At 70.9% G+C, this 14,450-nt stretch carries 13 protein-coding genes; 9 read left to right on the top strand and 4 right to left on the bottom strand.

The window, feature by feature from the left end:
- The first annotated feature begins 53 nt into the window (after positions 1-53).
- Together QC180_RS22035 and QC180_RS22030 are read left to right on the top strand one after the other, a co-directional pair.
- Positions 54-1,340, top strand: coding sequence for a salicylate synthase (locus QC180_RS22035; RefSeq protein WP_474646511.1), 1,287 nt, complete (start codon positions 54-56; stop codon positions 1,338-1,340).
- Between the two features lie 38 nt (positions 1,341-1,378).
- Positions 1,379-2,245, top strand: coding sequence for an alpha/beta fold hydrolase (locus QC180_RS22030; RefSeq protein WP_278264688.1), 867 nt, complete (start codon positions 1,379-1,381; stop codon positions 2,243-2,245).
- Between the two features lie 21 nt (positions 2,246-2,266).
- Here QC180_RS22030 and QC180_RS22025 read toward each other — a convergent pair whose 3' ends face one another.
- On the bottom strand, positions 2,267-3,883 hold the full coding sequence (locus QC180_RS22025; protein WP_278264687.1) for a (2,3-dihydroxybenzoyl)adenylate synthase: 1,617 nt from the start codon (positions 3,881-3,883) through the stop codon (positions 2,267-2,269).
- A 157-nt stretch (positions 3,884-4,040) separates the two neighbouring features.
- On the opposite strand from QC180_RS22025, the gene QC180_RS22020 reads away from it, so the two are divergent.
- The 3 genes from QC180_RS22020 (at position 4,041) to QC180_RS22010 (ending at position 6,801) form a co-directional block, all read left to right on the top strand.
- Positions 4,041-4,904 (top strand): oxidoreductase, encoded by an 864-nt coding sequence (locus tag QC180_RS22020; protein ID WP_278264686.1) that lies wholly within the window; start codon positions 4,041-4,043, stop codon positions 4,902-4,904.
- Between the two features lie 85 nt (positions 4,905-4,989).
- A complete protein-coding gene (locus QC180_RS22015) occupies positions 4,990-5,460 on the top strand; it encodes a carboxymuconolactone decarboxylase family protein (RefSeq protein WP_278264685.1) in 471 nt (156 codons plus the stop codon).
- A gap of 249 nt (positions 5,461-5,709) precedes the next feature.
- A complete protein-coding gene (locus QC180_RS22010; RefSeq protein ID WP_278264684.1) occupies positions 5,710-6,801 on the top strand; it encodes a 3-deoxy-7-phosphoheptulonate synthase in 1,092 nt (363 codons plus the stop codon).
- Positions 6,802-6,851: 50 nt separating this feature from the next.
- Here QC180_RS22010 and QC180_RS22005 read toward each other — a convergent pair whose 3' ends face one another.
- Complete coding sequence (locus QC180_RS22005) at positions 6,852-7,181, bottom strand: nuclear transport factor 2 family protein (protein ID WP_278264683.1); 330 nt, start codon at positions 7,179-7,181, stop codon at positions 6,852-6,854.
- 85 nt (positions 7,182-7,266) lie between these two features.
- Between QC180_RS22005 and QC180_RS22000 the strand changes: the two genes are divergently transcribed.
- The 3 genes from QC180_RS22000 (at position 7,267) to sigJ (ending at position 12,194) form a co-directional block, all read left to right on the top strand.
- Positions 7,267-8,103 carry a helix-turn-helix domain-containing protein gene (locus QC180_RS22000; RefSeq protein ID WP_278264682.1) on the top strand — a complete coding sequence of 279 codons (837 nt, stop codon included), beginning with the start codon at positions 7,267-7,269 and terminating at the stop codon, positions 8,101-8,103.
- A gap of 101 nt (positions 8,104-8,204) precedes the next feature.
- Positions 8,205-11,120 (top strand): ATP-dependent RNA helicase, encoded by a 2,916-nt coding sequence (locus QC180_RS21995; RefSeq protein WP_278264681.1) that lies wholly within the window; start codon positions 8,205-8,207, stop codon positions 11,118-11,120.
- 192 nt (positions 11,121-11,312) lie between these two features.
- Positions 11,313-12,194, top strand: a complete 882-nt coding sequence (sigJ, locus tag QC180_RS21990; RefSeq protein WP_278264680.1) for an RNA polymerase sigma factor SigJ — start codon at positions 11,313-11,315, stop codon at positions 12,192-12,194.
- Between the two features lie 51 nt (positions 12,195-12,245).
- On the opposite strand, the gene QC180_RS21985 is transcribed toward sigJ, so the two are convergent.
- Positions 12,246-12,461 (bottom strand): hypothetical protein, encoded by a 216-nt coding sequence (locus tag QC180_RS21985; protein WP_278264679.1) that lies wholly within the window; start codon positions 12,459-12,461, stop codon positions 12,246-12,248.
- Between the two features lie 173 nt (positions 12,462-12,634).
- Here QC180_RS21985 and QC180_RS21980 point away from each other — a divergent pair, with 173 nt between their 5' ends.
- A complete protein-coding gene (locus tag QC180_RS21980) occupies positions 12,635-13,813 on the top strand; it encodes a pyridoxal phosphate-dependent aminotransferase (RefSeq protein WP_278264678.1) in 1,179 nt (392 codons plus the stop codon).
- A 7-nt stretch (positions 13,814-13,820) separates the two neighbouring features.
- On the opposite strand, the gene QC180_RS21975 is transcribed toward QC180_RS21980, so the two are convergent.
- Positions 13,821-14,414, bottom strand: coding sequence for a trimeric intracellular cation channel family protein (locus QC180_RS21975; protein WP_474646516.1), 594 nt, complete (start codon positions 14,412-14,414; stop codon positions 13,821-13,823).
- Positions 14,415-14,450 lie beyond the last annotated feature (36 nt).

Below are 14,450 nucleotides of genomic sequence, written 5' to 3'. Positions count from 1 at the left end.
TAGGTCAGCATTACCTTGGAGGATCGTTGTCGTCGACGGAGCAGCCCATTCGGGTGGAGTATGTGACCGATCCAGCGGCAGCGATGTCCCGACTGGCCGCGGCTGACCGATTCGGTGAGTACGTGATGTACGAACGGCCCGGTGAGTGGGTGTTCGCGGCCGACCCGCTCGGCGCCGTGGAACTCGACGCCGGGGAACTGCGCGTGCACTGGAACGGGGAGACCACCGCGCGCGCGTGGACCGGCGGTCCCGCCGAGGTCGTCGACGCCGCCCTGGCCGAACTCCCGCTCGACGGCCGCCACGCCTACGGCTGGATCGGCTTCGAATTCTGCGCCTACGCCCTGTCCGCGACCGAGCACCTCAACCAGCGCACCCCCCTGGTCAACCTGATGATCCCGCGTATCGAGGTGCGCATCGACGCGGCGGGCGTGCGGATCAGCGGCGCCACCCCCACCGAGGCGTGCGACATCCACGATCTGATCGCCGAGTCGCAGGGCACCGAACTGCCCGAGGCGACCCCGGTCGACGTGCGCCTCGATCCCACCGGCTACCAGGAGCGGGTGGCCACCGCGGTCGCCGAAATCCGTTCCGGCGGTTACCAGAAGGTGATCCTGTCGCGCAAGGTCGAGCTGCCCTTCGCCGTCGACGTGCCCGCCACCTATCGCCTCGGCCGCGCCAACAACACCCCCGCCCGCTCGTTCCTGCTGCGCCTGGGCGGGCTGGAGGCGGCCGGTTTCAGTCCCGAACTGGTGGCCTCGGTCGACGAGGATCGCGTCGTCACCACCGAACCGCTCGCGGGCACCCGCGCGTTCGGTCTCGGTGCCGAGGCCGACGGCGCCGCGCGGGCCGACCTGCTCGCCGACCCGAAGGAGATCGTCGAACACGCCATCTCGGTGCAGACCTCCTTCGCCGAGATCACCGCGGTCTCCGTTCCCGGCACGCCGGTCGTCTCCGATTTCATGGCGGTGCGCGAGCGCGGCAGCGTCCAGCACCTCGCCTCCACCGTGCGCGGCACGCTCGCCCCCGACCGCTCCAGCTGGGACGCCCTCGAGGTGCTGTTCCCCTCCGTCACCGCCTCCGGCATCCCCAAGAAGGCGGGCGTCGATTCCGTCTTCCGCAACGACCACGACCCGCGCGGCCTGTATTCCGGTGCGGTGGTGCGGATCTCGCCGACCGGTGCGCTCGAGGCGACCCTCGTCCTGCGTGCCGTCTACCAGACCGGCGAGGGCGCCTGGCTGCGCGCCGGTGCCGGGGTGGTGGGCCAGTCCCGTCCCGAGCGCGAGTTCGAGGAGACCTGCGAGAAGCTCGGCAGCGTCGCGCCCTATGTGGTCAAAGCGTGAACCGATGAGTTTTCGGGTCCCGCTCCGTCACCAGGAGCATGACCACACATCAGCTCGACGTTCCCGGCGCCACGCTCACCTACGACGTCCACGGGCCGCTTCCGGCCGCTGACGGGCGACCGCCGCTGCTCATGATCGGCCTGCCGATGGACGCCGGTGGCTTCACCGCGCTCGCCGGGTACTTTCCCGATCGCACGGTCGTCACCTATGACCCGCGCGGGCTCGGTCGCAGCGTCCGCACCGACGGGCAGGTCGACAATGTCCCCGCCGTGCACGCCGAGGACGTGCGCGCCCTCATCGAGGCCCTCGGCGCCGGACCGGTCCAGCTCTTCGCCAGCAGCGGCGGCGCCATCGTCGCGCTCGCCCTGGTGGCCGCCCACCCCGACGCCGTGACCACGCTGGTGGCCCACGAACCGCCCCTGCTCACCGCGCTCCCCGACGCCGCTGCGGCCGAACGCGCGGCCGACGGCTATCGCGACGCCTACGCCGCGAAGGGCTTCGGCGCGGGCATGGCCGCCTTCATCGCCATGACCTCCTGGCCGGGCGAATTCACCGACGACTACTTCGCCGCCCCCGTCCCCGACCCCGCGATGTTCGGCCTCCCGGTCGACGACGACGGCAACCGCGACGACCCCCTGCTGTCCCAGCGCTCCCGCGCGGTCCTCGACCACCACGCCGACCTCCGCGCCCTCACCGCCGCCCCCACCCGCATCGTCCTGGCCTACGGCGAAGAGTCCACCGGCACCGTCACCGAACGCGCCACCACCGCCCTCGCCACCCAACTGGGCCGCCCCCCGGCCGTATTCCCCAGCCACCACTCCGGCTTCACCGGCCCCGAGTCCGGCTACCCCGGCCAACCCGAACCCTTCGCCCACGCCCTGCGCGAAATCCTCGACCAGAACTGACCCCACCGACGGGTGAGGACGTCAGGAGGTGGCGCGGAGGGCTTTCTTGTCGATCTTGCCGACGGCGGTGAGGGGCAGGGCGTCGGCTTGGCGGACGAGGTCGGGGAGTTTGTAGGTGGCCAGGCCGCGGTCGGTGAGGAAGGACTTCAGTTCGACCAGGGTCGGGAGCTCGCCGGTGACGACCAGGACCACGCAGACCTTCTCGCCGAGGGTGGCGTCGGGCAGGCCGACGGCGGCGGCGTGGCGGACGGCGGGGTGGGCGAGCAGGTGTTCCTCGAGCTCGTCGCAGGAGATGTTCTCGCCGCCGCGGTTGATCACGTCCTTGATCCGGCCGCTGACCACCAGGTGTCCACTGGGCAGCTGACGCACCAGGTCACCGCTGCGGTAGTAGCCGTCGGGGGTGAAGGCGCGCGCATTGTGTTCGGGCGCACGGTAGTACCCACGCAGGGTGTAGGGGCCACGGGTGAGCAGTTCGCCTTCCTCGCCGGGCGCGACGTCGTTGCCCTCGGCGTCGACCACGCGCAGTTCGTCGGCGGGGGAGAGCGGGCGGCCCTGGGTGGTGCACACCAGCTCGGTGGAGTCGTCGAGGCGGGTGAAGTTCAGCAGCCCCTCGGCCATGCCGAACACCTGCTGCAATGTGCACTTCAGCGCGGGCTCCACATCGCGGGCGTTCACCTCGGCCAACCGCGCGCCACCCACCTGCAGCAGCCGCAGCGAACTCAGGTCGGCCTCTTCCCATTCCACGGCGGCACTCCACAGCTGCGCCAGCGGCGGCACGACGGCGGTGACGCTCACCCGGTGCCGCTCGATCGCGGCGAAGGCCGACTCGGGACTCGGGTCGAGGGTGAAGGCGATCGCGCCGCCGACGGCCACCGTGCCCAGGATGCCGGGGCAGGCCAGCGGGAAGTTGTGGGCGGCGGGCAGCGTCGCGAGGTAGACGTCCTCGGTGGTCAGGCCGCAGACCTCGGCGCTGGCGGTCGCGTTGTAGGCGTAGTCGTCGTGGGTGCGTGCGATCAGCTTGGGCAGACCGGTGGTACCACCGGAGACCAGCATCACCGCGATCTCGGACGGATCGACCTCGGGGAGCGAATCACCCTCGCGGGGAACGGAATCCAGCGCGGTGAACGCACCGGGATCACCGGCGACCAGCACGTGGCGCAGGCTCGGCACAGCCGCGCGCACCGTCTCGGCGAGCTCGCGGTAGTCGAAATCACCGAGCCGATCCGGGATCAGGTAGGCCACGGCGCCGGAGAGCGCGCTGAGATGTTCGATCTCGGCGCGGCGGTGCGCGGGCAGGGTGAGCACCGGGACGATGCCCGCGCGCAGCAGACCGAACAGCGCGGTGGCGAACTCGGGGATATTGGGTAGTTGCACGATGACGCGGTCGCCGGGCGCGATGCCGAGCGCGAGCAGGCCGTGGGCCATCCGATCGGCGGCGGCGTCGAGCTCGGCGTAGGTCAGCGGCGCGGCGTCGCCGAGCACGGCGGGACGCTCGGGCTGGTTGCGGGCGGAGTCGCGCAGCAGGTCACCGAGGGTGCGGCCGGACCAGTAGCCCGCCGCCCGGTACTCCTGGGCGGCGTCCGCCGGGAACGGGACATAGCCCTCGCGGAGGTCTGCCGCGGCCGATGTCGACGTCATGTACCTGCCCTCACTGTGCGTCCGTAGTAGGTTAGGCAACCCTATCTCACCAGCGTAGGGTGTGGCCGCTCAGGAGTCGATACCGGCATTGTCGCGCGAACTGCGCTCCGGCTCTTGCCGATTCGCGCTTTTGCCTGGTGTAACTAGAATTCCGCGGGTGAGCAAGTGGACTACCGCGAACATGCCCGACCAGACCGGACGCACGATCATCGTCACCGGTGCCAACAGCGGGCTCGGCGCCGCCACCGCCCGGGCGCTGAGCGGAGCCGGAGCGCGGCTGATCCTGGCCTGCCGCAATACCGCCAAGGCCGAGCGGGTCGCGGCCGCGCTGCCGGGCGACACCGAGGTCCGCGCGCTCGACCTGGCCAACCTGAACTCCGTGCGCGCCTTCGCCGACTCCGTCGAGCGCGCCGACGTGCTCATCAACAACGCGGGCGTGATGGCGCTGCCGCTGCAGCGCACCGCCGACGGTTTCGAGATGCAGTTCGGCACCAACTACCTGGGCCACTTCGCGCTGACCAACCTGCTGCTCGACCGCATCACCGACCGTGTGGTGACGGTGTCGAGCAACGCGCACCGCATCGGCAAGATCAACCTCGACGACCCCAACTGGGAGCAGCGCCGCTACGACCGCTGGCTCGCCTACGGCCAGTCCAAGCTCGCCGACCTGATCTTCGCCTACGAACTGCAGCGTCGCCTGGCGGGCGAGGGTTCCGCGGTGGTCTCGGTGGCCGCGCACCCCGGCTACGCCGCCACCGAACTCATGTCGCATACCGAGTCCATCCAGGAATGGTTCATGTGGCTGGGCAACCGGACGCTGGCCCAGAGTGCCGAGCAGGGCGCGCTGCCCACCCTCTTCGCCGCCACCGCCGACATCGAGCCGGGCGCTTTCTACGGGCCCGACGGGCTGCTGGAGATGCGGGGGTATCCGAAGCGGGTCTCCAGCTCGGCCGCCTCGCGCGATCAGCGGCTGGCCGGGGCGCTGTGGGAGCTGTCGGAGAAGCTCTGCGGCCTGCTGTGATCGGGCTCACCTGAGCCGATGTCACACGGCGCGGGGCTGCGCCGTCGTCTGAAGTGAACCCCACGGAAACGACGAAGGAGTCATCATGGAACCGCGCTTCGATCTCTACGGCAACAAGGTCACCGCCAGCTTCGTGAAGCGAATGAGCATGGCGGCCAAGGTGATCGACGATTCGCCGCTGTCCCCGGTGACGCACGAACTGGTGAAGATCCGCGCCTCGCAGATCAACGGGTGCAGCTTCTGCGTCGACATGCACACCAAGGACGCCGCCCACGCGGGCGAGTCCTCGGTGCGGCTGCACCTGGTCGCCGCCTGGCACGAGGCCGACGTCTTCACCGAGGCCGAGCGGGCGGCGCTGGCGCTGACCGAGGAGACCACCCGTGTCGCCGACGGCGGCAAGGTCACCGACGAGACCTGGCAGCAGGTGCGCAAGCACTACGACGACGACCAGATCGCCGCCCTCATCGCCGCGATCGCCATGATCAACGCCTGGAACCGCCTCAACGCCGTCGCCCACACCCCCGCGGGCCACTACGTCCCCGGCTCGCTGGGCTGACAGCGACCCCGCTCGTCCGGAGTGTGATCGTCCACACTCCGGGCGACCGTGTCCAAGACTGCGCCGATTCGCCGGTGGTACAGTCCCTGACATGCAGCGCGCATATTTCTGGTTTAGCGACCCGGCCCTGGGTGGGCCGGTCTGCGACCCTGCGCGCTGACTTCCTCCGCCCGAGCCGGACACCTGACCGGCTCGACGGGTAGCGAACTCCGTGGGTCGGCCTTCCAACGAAAAGGACCCACGATTCCCATGACCACGGCAGTTGATGTCGATTCGCGACACTCCGACCTGGACGACCAGCGCACCCTCAGCGTGAGCCCCCTGCGCTCGCCCGCCGAAGTGCGGTTGGTCCACCCCATCACCGACGAGCTCGCCGACACCGTGCGTTCGGGCCGCAAGGCCACCGTCGACGTGCTCAACGGCGACGACGACCGCCTGATGGTGATCGTCGGCCCGTGCTCGGTGCACGATCCGGTCGCCGCCCTCGACTACGCCCGCAAGCTGGCCGTCAAGGCCGAGGAACTCGGCGACCGCCTGCACGTGGTGATGCGCGTGTACTTCGAGAAGCCGCGCACCACGCTGGGCTGGAAGGGTCTGATCAACGACCCGCACCTGGATGGTTCGTTCGACGTGAACACCGGCCTGGGCATCGGCCGCAAGGTCCTCGTCGACATCACCGCCCTCGGCCTGCCGGTCGCGTGTGAGTTCCTCGACCCGATCACCCCGCAGTACATCGCGGACCTGGTCTCCTACGGCGCGATCGGCGCCCGCACCGCCGCCAGCCAGGTGCACCGGCAGCTGTCCTCGGCGCTGTCCATGCCGGTCGGCATCAAGAACGGCACCGACGGTGACGTGCAGGTCGCGGTCGACGGTGTGCGCGCCGCCGCCGCCAGCCACGTCTTCCCCGGCACCGATCTCGACGGCCGCTCCGCGCTGATCCGCACCTCGGGCAACCCCGACTGCCACGTCATCCTGCGCGGCGGCAGCAATGGCACCAACTACGACGCCGCCTCCTGCGCGGAGGCCAAGCTGCGGCTGGAGAAGTCCTCGCTGCCCGAGCGTCTGGTGGTCGACGCCAGCCACGGCAACTCCAACAAGGACCACAACCGCCAGGTCGACGTGGTCACCGATATCGCCGAGCGCCTCGCCGCGGGCGAGCAGGGCGTGGTGGGCCTGATGCTGGAGTCCTTCCTCGTCGCGGGCCGCCAGGACCTGACCCTGGGCCACTCCGAGGACCTGACCTACGGCCAGTCCATCACCGACGCCTGCATCGACTGGGACACCACCGCCGCCCAGCTCGACCGTCTGGCCGCCGCCGTGGAAACCCGCCGCAACGCCTGATCGTCACCCCTGTGGCCCCGGAGAGATCCGGGGTCACAGTGCTTTTCGCGTCAGCCGGGTTGGACCACGTCCCAGTGTTCGACGATCAGGCCATCGGCCAGGCGCCAGATGTCCACCACCGCAATGCTGTTCGTCTCGCCGCGCGGGGTCATCCGATAGTGCACGACGACCAGGTCTTCTTCGGCGACGACGCGTTCGAGGCTCAGTTCGGCGCCCGCGACGGGGGCCGCGCGGATGAAGTCGATGAAAGCGTCGCGGCCGCTGGGGTTTCCGGGGCTGTGTTCGAGGAAGTCCTCGTGCAGCAGGGTGCGCAGGACATCGATGTCGCCCGCCGCGAAGCGGTGGAAGGCGTCGACCACGAGGTGCTTGTTGGTTGTCATGGGGTGACTGTCGCCGAGGTGGGCGGGTGTGTCGATTACCCGAGGGGTAGTGGCTGGGGGAGTTCCGGCAGCGCAGACTCTGGGGATGACTCGGGAACGATCCGTCGGTGACCTGCTGCGGGAGTGGCGTCGGCGCAGGGGGTTGAGTCAGCTGGATCTGGCCATCGCGGCGGAGGTCTCGGCGCGGCATCTCAGTTTCGTCGAGACCGGGCGCACCACCCCGAGCAGCGCGATGGTGCTGCACCTGGCCGACCGGCTCGACGTGCCGCCCGGCGAGCGCAACCGGCTCCTGGTGGCCGCCGGGCACGCGCCGGTCTTCGGTGCGCGGCCGCTGGACCGGCCGGATCTGGCGCGGGCCCGCGAGACCGTGCAGCAGGTGCTGCTGGCACACGAACCGTATCCCGCGCTCGCGGTGGATCGGCGGTGGAATCTGGTGTTGGCCAACAGCGCGGTCGAGGTCTTCCTGGACGGCGCCGCGCCCGAACTGACTTGTCCACCGATCAACATGATGCGGCTCGGCCTGCACCCGGACGGCCTCGCACCCCGCCTGCGCAACCTCGACCAGGTTCGCTCCTACCTGCTGCCCCGGCTCGCCCACCAGGCCGCACGCAGCGGAGATCCCCACCTGCACGCGCTGTACGAGGAACTGATCACGTACGGCCCCGAACCCGAGCCGGGACGACCTGATCCGACGGAGGCTGCCCTGTCCCTGCGACTTGCCTTCCGGGGCACCGACCTCTGCTTCGTCAACACTGTCACCACCCTCGGCGCCGCCTTCGATACGGCGCTGGACGAGATCGCGATCGAGGCGTATCTCCCCGCCGACCTGGAGACGAGGCGGTTCTTCCGCGCGACGGGATCGCCCAGCGTTGGTGCCGAGGACCCCGACGGTGGCTCCTCGGTGATCCGACGGCGAACTTGATGCCGCGTTCGTAAAGATGGTGACCTGTTGCCTCGCCGCGGGGGGGCGGTGCGTGGACGGTGGTCGAGGGCAGGAGAGGCGGGCAGGCAGACTGGTGAGCGATGAAACTGCCTGAACTGCCTGATCTGCCGGTGCGGTCGGCGCTGGACGAGATCGTCGAGACGCTGACCGGGCGGGGTGTCGCGGTGCTGGTCGCGCCGCCGGGCACCGGCAAGACGACCTTGGTTCCGTTGGCTTTGGCGGCCGCGACCGAGGGGAAGGTGGTGGTCGCCGAACCACGGCGGCTGGCCGCGCGGGCGGCGGCGGCACGGATGGCGGCGCTGCTCGGGGAGCGGGTGGGGGAGACCGTCGGGTACGCGGTGCGCGGAGATCGGAAGGTCGGGGCCAGGACGCGGATCGAGGTGGTGACCTCGGGCCTGCTGGTGCGGCGCTTACAGCAGGACCCGGAGCTGCCCGGAGTCGGCACGGTCGTGCTCGACGAATGCCACGAGCGTCATCTCGACGCCGACCTGCTCCTGGCCCTGCTGCTCGACGCACGCTCCGGATTACGTCCGGACCTGCGCGTTCTCGCCACGTCGGCGACCGTCGCGGCCGGTCGTCTCGCCGCGCTCCTCGGTACCGGGGAGGCTGTTCCCGCTGATCCAGGCGCGGGTGGTGCGGCTGGACTGGCTGTGCCCCGTCTGAGCGCGGGTGATGTTGCTGATCCGACTGCGGCCGATCTGGGCACGCGTGCTGCTGCTGGACCGGTTGCGGCCGATCCGGGCGCGCGTCGCGTTGCTGGTCCGGCTGCGGGCAGTGCGCCGGTGCTCGAAGTGCGTGGGCGGGCCTATCCGGTTGATGTCGACTATGTGCCCGCGCTGCCTCGGGAACGGGTCGAGGCGCAGGTCGCGCGGGCTGTCAGGGCGGCGCTCGTGGCTACCGAGGGGGACGTACTGGTGTTTCTGCCGGGCGTCGGTGAGATCAATCGGACGGCGGGGATGCTGCGTGATCTCGAGGGTGTCGATGTGGTGCAGTTGCACGGGCGCCTCGGGGCCGCGGTGCAGGACACCGCGTTGCGGCCGGGGGCTCGGCGGCGGGTCGTATTGTCCACGGCGGTGGCCGAATCCAGTCTCACCGTGCCCGGGGTGCGAGCGGTAGTGGACTCGGGTCTGTCACGGGTGCCACGGATCGATCATCGGCGGGGACTGTCCGGCCTTGCGACCGTGCGGGTTTCGGCCGCCGTCGCCGAGCAGCGGGCGGGGCGTGCGGGGCGTGAGGCGCCCGGTCGGGCATGGCGGTGCTGGCCGGAGTACGAGCACCAGACTCTGCCCGCCTACCCCGAACCGGAGATCCGGACCGCCGAACTCACCCGTCTCGCCCTGGAATTGGCCTGCTGGGGCACCCCCGACGGCTCCGGTCTGGCCTGGTGGGACGCGCCGCCCGAAGGCGGGCTGGCCGCCGGTCGCTCCGTCCTGCATGCCCTGGGCGCCCTCGATGAATCCGGCCGCGTCACCGAGCGCGGTCGCGCCATGTCGGCCCTCGGCCTACATCCGCGCCTGGCCCGCGCCCTGCTCGACGGCGCCACCCACGTCGGGCCCCGCGCCGCCGCCGAAATGGTCGTCCTCATGGACGACGACTCCCTCGCCCGCACCCCCGACGCGGCCGCCGCCCTCCGCGCTCTGCGCACCGAACGCCCACCGCGCTGGGTCAAAGAGGTCCAACGCCTGGTCCGACTCCTGGCCGCGCAAGGTTTGTCGGTCGATGATCCCCCGAACAGCTCGGCCGAGACGGGGCGAGCGGGCGCGCGGTTGCTGGACAGCGGGCCCACCGGCGGCCCGGATGACGCGGCCGCTGCCACGCAGGCGTCCGGGTCGCCGGGAACGCGCCGGAGGTCGTCGGGTCAGGTTCCTGCCGACACGGACACCACTGGGTCGGCAGGAACGGGTGGGAGGTCGTCAGGTCGGGCTTCTGCCGACACAGGTACTTCCGGGTCGGCGGGAACGGGTGGGAGATCGGCGGGTCGGACTCCTGCCGAGCGGCAGGGGAGCCGGGGTGGTTCGGTGATCGAGGTCGCGGCGGTGATGATCGCGTTGGCGCAGCCGGAGCGGTTGGCGCGGCGACGGGCGGGTGGGGCCTCGTATCTGATGGCCGGGGGAACGGCGGTGACGTTGCCGCCGGGCTCCGGGCTGGCCGACGCGGAGTGGTTGGCGGTGGCGGTGGCCGATCGGGAGCCGGGGCGGGCCGAGGGGCGGATTCGGTTGGCGGCCATCGCCGATGAGGATCTGGCGCGGGAGGCGGCGCCGGGGCTGGTGGTCCGCGCGGAGGAGGTGCGGTGGGAATCCGGCGCGGTGCTCGCCCGGCGGGTGGAACGGCTCGGGGCGATCGTGCTGTCGGAAAAGCCACTGCACCGACCCGATCCGGAGTTGCTCGATCAGGCGGTCCGCGACGGGCTGCGTGCGGAAGGGCTGGCGCTGCTGCGCTGGGACGAGGACGCCCGCGGTCTGCGGGAGCGTCTCGCCTTCCTGCACCGAACCCTCGGCGCGCCCTGGCCCGCCGTCGACGACGACACCCTCCTCGCCGACCTCGACCGCTGGCTCGCCCCTGACCTCACGACCGTCCGCCGCCGCGCCGATCTGGCCCGCATCGACGCGGGCACCGCCCTGCGCCGCCTGCTGCCCTGGCCCGAGGCCGCCCGCTTCGACGAGCTCGCCCCCGAACGCCTCGAGGTCCCGTCCGGCAGCCGCGTGCGCCTCGACTACAGCGCCGACCAGCCCGTCCTGGCGGTGAAGGTCCAGGAGATCTTCGGCTGGACCACCCCGCCCACCCTCGCCGACGGCCGCGCGGGCATCCTGCTCCACCTGCTCTCCCCGGCCCAGCGCCCGGTCGCCGTCACCGCCGACCTCCCCTCCTTCTGGCGCACCGGCTGGCCACAGGTCCGCGCCGACCTGCGCGGCCGCTACCCCAAACACGCCTGGCCCGAAGACCCCACCACCGTCGTCCCCCACCGCGGCACCGCCCGCCGCGCCCGCGAACACTGAACCGCGCTCGCCTCGGGGCACGCGCTGTCCGCTGACGGTCAGTGTTGGACTGGACCGCGGCCGCCTCGGGACAGGCGCTTTTCCGCTGGCGGGCCTCCGTCGGACTTGACCACGCCCACCCCCGGAACAGGCGCTTTCCGCTGACGGGCCCGGTCGGGGTGGGCCGGGGGGTTCTCCGTAGGATCGGCCGCGATGGTTTCCCCACTTCTCGCCGACCTGTTCGAATCGCGTCGAGCGCATCTGCTTTCGGTCGCCTACCGGCTCACCGGCAGCGTCGGCGACGCCGAGGACGCGGTGCAGGAGGCGTGGCTGCGGATGGCGGGGGTGCATCAGTCGGAGATCGAGGATCTGCGGGCTTGGCTCACCACGGTGGTCGCGCGGATCTGCCTCGATTACCTGCGGTCGGCGACCGTGCGGCGGGAAAGCTATGTGGGGCAGTGGCTTCCGGAGCCGATCGTCACGGGCGCGGGGGTGGGTCCGCTGGATCCGCTGGTGCGCGATGCGAACTGCCGGTTGGCGGTCATGGTGGCGCTCGACGCCTTGCCGCCGTCGCAGCGGGTGGCCGTGGTGCTGTGCGACGGGTTCGGCATGGCGGTCGAGGAGATCGGCGCGATCCTCGACCTCGAGGCCGACGTGGTGCGGGCGGCCGTGGCGGCGGGGCGCGGGGCGGTGGCACCGGCGCCGGTCCCCGAGGACGTGCACGACGCCTCGGTGCAGCGCTTTCTCGCCGCGTTGGCGGCGGACGACGTCACCGCCGTCGCGGCGACACTGCACCCGGAGGCGACCTTCGTCGGCGATGCGGGCGGGACCGTCGAGACGGCACTGGAAGTCGTCGCTGGCGTGGACACCATCGCCCGGCTGGCGCTGGGACTGTGGCGCAGGCACCTCGCCGAACAGGCGCTGGAACTGGGATCGGCCAGGGTGAACGGGCGGTCGGGACTGGTGCTCACCGATCCGAACTCGCCGTTCGGGCGCCCGGTGCGGGTACTGGGCTTCACGGTGCACGAGGAAAAGATCTGGGCTGCTTACGATTTCGCCAATGTGATGAAACTGGCGGGCGCGCGGTCGCGCTGACGGCGACATCGGACCGGACCCGCGCGATCCGGTCCGATGTGCGAGGCCGGTCTAGGGGTAGGTGGAACCCCAGTTGTGGTTGCCGGTCGACGAGCCGAGGTTGAAATCGCCCGTCGAGGAACCCATGTTGTTGTCCGGGGTCGCCGAACCGGTGAAGTAGTCGACGATCGGGTTGGCGATCAGATGATCGTGGATGAACTGCAGTGCCGAACCGGCGACCTCCGACGCGGCCGGGTGCACGATGAAGTCGAGCAGAGGTGAGGCCATAGGAGCCCCTTTCGATATGCCACCACGACGTGGTGTGTGAGGTAGAACACGGCGAGGCTAGCTGAGGTTGGGTCACCGCACAATAGTGCAGGTCAAAGGTGCAAAACGTTTGTGAAACATAGGTGTTCGCTATCGTTCGGCAACGTCGACGAAAAGTGGGATACGCTGCGGGGATGTCGCAGGAAACACCCACTGTCGCCCGATTGCGTCCGTTCGGATCGACCATCTTCGCCGAGATGACCGAACTCGCCCTGCGCCACGACGCGGTCAATCTGGGGCAGGGTTTCCCGGACACCGACGGGCCAGCGGGCATGCTCGAGGTGGCACGCGCCGCCATCGCCGACGGACTCAACCAGTACCCACCGGGGCGCGGGATGCCGGTGCTGCGCCAGGCCGTCGCCGACGATCGCGCCCGCCGCTACGGCACCGCCTACGACCCGGCGACCGAGGTACTGGTGACGGTCGGCGCCACCGAGGCGATCAGCGCGGCCATCCTCGGACTGGTGGAACCGGACGAGGAGGTGGTACTCATCGAGCCCTACTACGACTCCTACGCCGCCTCGGTCGCGCTGGCGGGCGCGCGGCGACGCACCGCGCGACTGGTGCCCGACGGCGACCGCTTCGTGCTCGACCGTGACAGTCTGCGTGCCGCCATCACCTCGAAAACCCGGATGGTGGTGGTGAATTCACCGCACAACCCGACGGGATCGGTGCTGGCGCGGGAGGATCTCGCGGCCATCGCCGAGCTGGCGTGCGAGCACGATCTGCTGGTGCTGGCCGACGAGGTGTACGAGCATCTGGTCTACGACGGCGTCGAGCACGTCAGCATATCCACGCTGCCCGGTATGCGTGAGCGCACCGTCGTGGTGTCCAGTGCGGCGAAGACTTTCAATGTGACGGGCTGGAAGATCGGCTGGGTGTGCGCGCCCGCGCCGCTGCTCGACGGGGTGCTCGCGGCCAAGCAGTTCCTCACCTTCGTGGGTGGCGGGCCGTTCCAGCCCGCCGTCGCGCACGCGATCACTGTCGAGCGGGAGTGGGTGCGGGCGCTGCGCGATGGGCTCTCCGACAAGCGGCTGCGGCTCTCGGCGGCCCTGCGCGACACCGGGTTCGGTGTGCACGCCAGCTCCGGTGGTTACTTCGTGTGCGCCGATATCCGTCCGCTCGGCGCCACCGACGGGCTCGCGTTCTGCCGGGAACTCCCGGCCCGGCTGGGCGTGGCCGCGGTGCCGGTGAGTGTGTTCGCCGACCACGCCGAGGACTGGAAACACCTGGTGCGCTTCACCTTCAGCAAGCGCGACGAGACGATCGACGAGGGTGTGCGCCGACTGCGCGCGGGGATCGCGGTGTCCTGAGCCGGGGTCAGTCGCGGGCGTGGCGGGCCAGCGGGGCGTGCCACTGGTAGTGGCGGGCCAGCAGGCGGAAGCCGATGGCGCCCGCGGCGGCGATCAGGCCGGTCCAGGCGTGATAGAGGTCGAAGTGCAGCAGGGCGGCCGTGGTGGCGGCGCCGAAGAGGGCGGGGATGGCGTAGAGGTCCTGGTCGGGGCGTAGGACGCTGGGGACCTCGCCGCTGAGCACGTCGCGCAGGACGCCGCCGCCGATGGCGGTGGTCATGCCGAGCAGGGCGGCGGTGGGGGCGCCCACGTCGGCGGAGTAGGCGATCACCGTGCCGGTGACGCAGAACAGGCCGAGGCCGATGGCGTCGGCGATCTCGAGCGGGCCCTTGGTGAGGCGCGGCGACGGCGCGATGAAGAACAGGACAAGGGCGGTGAGCAGCGCCGCGCACAGGTAGGTGAGGTCGGTGAACGCGGCGGGCGGGGTGCGGCCGATGAGCAGATCGCGCACGATGCCGCCGCCGAGCGCGGTCGCGATGGCGAGCACCGCGATCCCGAACAGGTCCAGTCGCTTGCGCACCGCGACCAGCGCGCCCGAGGCCGCGAACGAGACCACGCCCATCAGCTCACCGCTGCGATGCACCGCCGTCACCGCCGA

The organism is Nocardia anocheti, from assembly GCF_029675105.1.
GTDB lineage: Bacteria > Actinomycetota > Actinomycetes > Mycobacteriales > Mycobacteriaceae > Nocardia.
Note: the sequence above shows the minus strand (reverse complement) of the source record. Positions and strands in the feature narration are given on the sequence as shown.

Coding starts and splice junctions, on each gene's coding strand:
- QC180_RS22030 (WP_278264688.1), top strand. CDS start 1,379: ATGACCACACATCAGCTCGACGTTCCCGGCGCCACGCTCACCTACGAC.
- QC180_RS22025 (WP_278264687.1), bottom strand. CDS start 3,883: ATGACGTCGACATCGGCCGCGGCAGACCTCCGCGAGGGCTATGTCCCG.
- QC180_RS22015 (WP_278264685.1), top strand. CDS start 4,990: ATGGAACCGCGCTTCGATCTCTACGGCAACAAGGTCACCGCCAGCTTC.
- QC180_RS22010 (WP_278264684.1), top strand. CDS start 5,710: ATGACCACGGCAGTTGATGTCGATTCGCGACACTCCGACCTGGACGAC.
- QC180_RS22005 (WP_278264683.1), bottom strand. CDS start 7,181: ATGACAACCAACAAGCACCTCGTGGTCGACGCCTTCCACCGCTTCGCG.
- QC180_RS22000 (WP_278264682.1), top strand. CDS start 7,267: ATGACTCGGGAACGATCCGTCGGTGACCTGCTGCGGGAGTGGCGTCGG.
- QC180_RS21995 (WP_278264681.1), top strand. CDS start 8,205: ATGAAACTGCCTGAACTGCCTGATCTGCCGGTGCGGTCGGCGCTGGAC.
- sigJ (WP_278264680.1), top strand. CDS start 11,313: ATGGTTTCCCCACTTCTCGCCGACCTGTTCGAATCGCGTCGAGCGCAT.
- QC180_RS21985 (WP_278264679.1), bottom strand. CDS start 12,461: ATGGCCTCACCTCTGCTCGACTTCATCGTGCACCCGGCCGCGTCGGAG.
- QC180_RS21980 (WP_278264678.1), top strand. CDS start 12,635: ATGTCGCAGGAAACACCCACTGTCGCCCGATTGCGTCCGTTCGGATCG.
- QC180_RS21975 (WP_474646516.1), bottom strand. CDS start 14,414: ATGGGCGTGGTCTCGTTCGCGGCCTCGGGCGCGCTGGTCGCGGTGCGC.